Annotated in this window: 4 protein-coding genes; all 4 read right to left on the minus strand. The window is 68.1% G+C overall.

Translation table 11 applies throughout. The annotated features are described in order from the left end of the window. Positions 1-144: 144 nt before the first annotated feature. The 4 genes from obgE to ACQKIP_RS42030 all read right to left on the minus strand — a co-directional run bounded on the left by obgE (position 145) and on the right by ACQKIP_RS42030 (position 3822). A complete protein-coding gene (gene obgE / locus ACQKIP_RS42015) occupies positions 145-1584 on the minus strand; it encodes a GTPase ObgE (RefSeq protein WP_365857815.1) in 1440 nt (479 codons plus the stop codon). Positions 1585-1704: 120 nt separating this feature from the next. Further along, positions 1705-1959, minus strand: a complete 255-nt coding sequence (gene rpmA, locus ACQKIP_RS42020) for a 50S ribosomal protein L27 (RefSeq protein ID WP_030564037.1) — start codon at positions 1957-1959, stop codon at positions 1705-1707. A 14-nt stretch (positions 1960-1973) separates the two neighbouring features. Continuing rightward, positions 1974-2294, minus strand: a complete 321-nt coding sequence (gene rplU / locus ACQKIP_RS42025; protein ID WP_055566950.1) for a 50S ribosomal protein L21 — start codon at positions 2292-2294, stop codon at positions 1974-1976. 166 nt (positions 2295-2460) lie between these two features. Next, entirely contained in the window at positions 2461-3822 is a 1362-nt protein-coding gene (locus tag ACQKIP_RS42030) for a phospholipase D-like domain-containing protein (protein WP_365857812.1), read from the minus strand. Positions 3823-3967: the final 145 nt, after the last annotated feature.

Raw genomic sequence — 3967 nt, forward strand, 5'->3', positions numbered from 1 at the left:
ACCCCGTCCGGGGGTAGCAGGGTGGGGGGCGGCGCCAGTCGCATAGACGGGCCCCGGTTTCTTTGCGCGCGGGGGCCCCTTCTCTGTGCAGTGACTGCGGGTGCGTCGTGGCTTGTCGCGCAGTTCCCCGCGCCCCTTAAGGGCCTAGAACGGCTCGAAGTCGTCGTACGCCTGCTCCGCCTCGTCACGCTCCGCGTCCCGGTCCCGGCGGCGCTGGGCGGCCGGACGGGGCGCCTCGAGGCGGTGGTCCTCGCCGCGACGGCCCAGCATCTCCGCGCCGGCCATCACCGTGGGCTCCCAGTCGAAGACGACCGCGTTGTCCTCGGGGCCGATGGCGACGCCGTCGCCGGTGCGCGCGCCCGCCTTCATCAGCTCTTCCTCGACGCCGAGGCGGTTCAGACGGTCGGCGAGGTAGCCGACGGCCTCGTCGTTGTTGAAGTCGGTCTGCCGCACCCAGCGCTCCGGCTTCTCGCCGCGCACGCGGTAGATGCCGTCGTCGCCGAGCTTGACGGTGAAGCCCGCGTCGTCCACGGCCTTGGGCCGGATGACGATACGGGTCGCCTCCTCCTTCGGCTTCGCGGCACGCGCTGCGGCCACGACCTCGGCGAGCGCGAAGGAGAGCTCCTTGAGCCCCTTGTGCGCCACGGCCGACACCTCGAAGACGCGGTAGCCGCGCGCCTCCAGGTCGGGGCGGACCAGGTCCGCGAGGTCCTGGCCGTCCGGTACGTCGATCTTGTTGAGGACGACGACCCGCGGCCGGTTCTCCAGGCCCGCGCCGTACTGCCGCAGCTCCTCCTCGATGATGTCGAGGTCGGAGGCGGGGTCACGGTCGGACTCCAGGGTCGCCGTGTCCAGGACGTGCACCAGGACGCTGCACCGCTCGACGTGCCGCAGGAACTCCAGGCCCAGGCCCTTGCCCTGGCTCGCGCCCGGGATCAGGCCCGGCACGTCGGCGATCGTGTAGACGGTCGAGCCCGCCGTCACCACGCCGAGGTTGGGGACCAGCGTCGTGAAGGGGTAGTCGGCGATCTTCGGCTTGGCCGCGCTCAGGACCGAGATCAGCGAGGACTTGCCCGCGCTCGGGTAGCCCACGAGAGCGACGTCCGCGACCGTCTTGAGCTCCAGGACGACGTCACCGGCGTCGCCGGGCTCACCCAGGAGGGCGAAGCCGGGCGCCTTGCGGCGGGCGGAGGCGAGCGCCGCGTTGCCCAGGCCGCCGCGGCCGCCCTGCGAGGCGACGTAGGTCGTGCCCTGGCCCACCAGGTCGGCCAGGACGTTGCCCTGCTTGTCGAGGATGACGGTGCCGTCCGGCACGGGCAGGACCAGGTCCTGGCCGTCCTTGCCGGAGCGGTTGTCACCGGCACCGGGGGCGCCGTTGGTGGCCTTGCGGTGCGGGGAGTGGTGGTAGTCGAGCAGGGTCGTGACCGACTGGTCGACGACCAGGATCACGTCACCGCCACGGCCGCCGTTGCCGCCGTCCGGGCCGCCGAGCGGCTTGAACTTCTCACGGTGGACGGAGGCACAGCCGTGGCCCCCGCTACCCGCGGCGACGTGCAGCTCGACGCGGTCCACGAAGGTGGTCATGGGATGTGCCTCCAGAAACTTACGGAATGTCTATCTAGTAACACGCGAAAGGCGGACCCGCTTCCCGACAGGGAAGTGAGGTCCGCCCTCGCGAAGAACCTTGTTCTACGGAAGCCTGGTTCAGGCGACCGGAACGATGTTCACGACCTTGCGGCCACGGTGGGTGCCGAACTCCACCGCACCGGCGTCCAGCGCGAACAGGGTGTCGTCCTTGCCGCGGCCGACGCCCGAGCCCGGGTGGAAGTGGGTGCCGCGCTGGCGGACCAGGATCTCACCGGCGTTGACGGTCTGACCGCCGAAGCGCTTCACACCGAGCCGCTGAGCATTGGAATCGCGCCCGTTCCGAGTGGACGATGCGCCCTTCTTGTGTGCCATCTAGTCTCAGTCCCTTACTTCGCAGCCGTGGGGATACCGGTGATCTTGATCGCCGTGTACTGCTGACGGTGACCCTGACGACGGCGGTAGCCGGTCTTGTTCTTGTAGCGAAGGATGTCGATCTTCGCGCCCTTGTGGTGGTCCACAACCTCGGCCTGGACCTTGATGCCCGCCAGGACCCACGGGTCGCTGGTCACGGCGTCACCGTCGACAACGAGCAGGGTCGAGAGCTCGACCGTGTCGCCAACCTTGGCAGTGGAAATCTTGTCAACCTCAACGATGTCGTCGACAGCAACCTTGTGCTGGCGACCACCGCTGCGCACGATGGCGTACACGCGGATCTCTCTCTCGCTCGGAACGGGACCCCCGCAGTCCAGCCGCCCGCATGCGCGGTCGGCCTCTTCCGAGCGCCGGGGGCGCCGGAAGGAAATCAGGTTTACGGGGATAGGACGCGCCTATTGACACGCCGACGGTCAAGATTACGGGGCTCACCCGGAAGGGTCAAACCGGCTTCTCGCCGTCCGGCGGCAGAGGCTTGACGCCCTTGCACAGATCGGTGGTGTCGGCCTTGCCCGGCCAGGCCACGGCCCGTACGCGGTCGAAGTGGCGGCGGTAGGCGTCGTGCACCGAATCGTCGTCGACCTTCACGATCGCCTCGTCGTTCTCGCGCAGGGCGGGCGCCGTGTAGTTCTGCGAGCCGGTGAAGGAGATCTTGTTCTGCTTGCCGTCGTACATGCCGTCGATCAGCAGGTACTTCGAGTGGATGATGTAGGGCGTCACCAGCTTGGTGCCGGGGTGCAACGGGTCCCGGTCGTCGTTGTAGCAGCGCATGGTGGGTCCACCGGTCTTGTGCAGCGCCTCCCAGGTGCCGGGGGTGCCGCCCTGGCTCTTGGCGCTGTCGGTCTCGGCGTAGAGGATGCTCACCGTGCAGCCCGCCTTCTTGAGCGAGACGAGCTTGTCGGCGATCTGCTTCCGAGTGATCTTGAAGATCGAGGCGCGGACGTTCGTGTGCCGGGCCACCCCGGCCGCGTCCTTGTAATTGCACTGCACGTTGTTCAGGACCGAGTACATCGTGTCGGTCTCGTTGACCGTGCCGGAGCGCGGGAAGAAGTACGCCTTGTAGAGGCCGTCGGTGACCGTGCGGTAGTCCCAGTTCCGCCAGTCCTTGCGGATCATGTCGGCGAAGTAGTCGGCGTACGCCTCGTACATCGTCGGGTTGTTCGGGAGTTGCAGCGCGTCGTTGAAGAACTTCGTGTGCGCGGACGGCGTCGAGTTCGACGTGGTCTGCACGACGACGTCCCTGGCGCCCTCGACCTGCGAGAACAGCCAGAACTTGTTGTGCATGATCGACTTGCCGTACTTCGGATCGCCCAGGCAGGACTTCTCCGCGGGGCAGAGCGTCACGAAGGACGACTTGCTCCTGTCGGTGCCGAGGGCCGTCGCGAGCCTGCTGTACGACGTGTTCGTGGGCCGGTCGCTCCTGCTGGTCTCGTCGAGGACCATCTGCACGTGCACGCCGCGGTTCCTGGCCGCCACGAGCGCGTCGACGACCGAGGCCTCCCACACGTGGTAGACCGCGACCTTGATGGTCGATCCCGGCACCGCGGTGTTCGTCAGCTCGATCAGACGCGTCCGGATGGCGTACTGCTGCTCGGAGGTGCCCAGCGGATCGTTGAAGATCGGCGCCTCGGCCAGGGACGGCTCGGCGTCGGCCTCCCCCGCCGCTCCCGCCGTCCCCGCGGCGCTGACGGTCTGGATGCCCGCCGCCGACAGGATCGTGGCGAGCGCGACGGCCTGGCGTCCGCCCTTGACCGGTTTCTGGGCACGGTGACGTCCCGTGCCTCCCAGGCGACCGTGCGCCATCGTCCAACCCCTCCCCTGACGTGACCGCAACGTCTCCCCAGACGCCCCGCTCGCGTTCCCGTTCATCAACCGCATGAGTTTTACAGCTACTTCACTCTGTCCTAAGTTTCCACGACGAGATGCCCCCGGTGCGGTGATATCACCG

Origin of the sequence: Streptomyces sp. NPDC059900 (assembly GCF_050270335.1) — a bacterium.
GTDB lineage: Bacteria > Actinomycetota > Actinomycetes > Streptomycetales > Streptomycetaceae > Streptomyces.

Bases quoted from the DNA above. Each gene is read 5' to 3' on its own strand.
- obgE (WP_365857815.1), bottom strand. From the start codon at position 1,584: ATGACCACCTTCGTGGACCGCGTCGAGCTGCACGTCGCCGCGGGTAGC.
- rpmA (WP_030564037.1), bottom strand. From the start codon at position 1,959: ATGGCACACAAGAAGGGCGCATCGTCCACTCGGAACGGGCGCGATTCC.
- ACQKIP_RS42030 (WP_365857812.1), bottom strand. From the start codon at position 3,822: ATGGCGCACGGTCGCCTGGGAGGCACGGGACGTCACCGTGCCCAGAAA.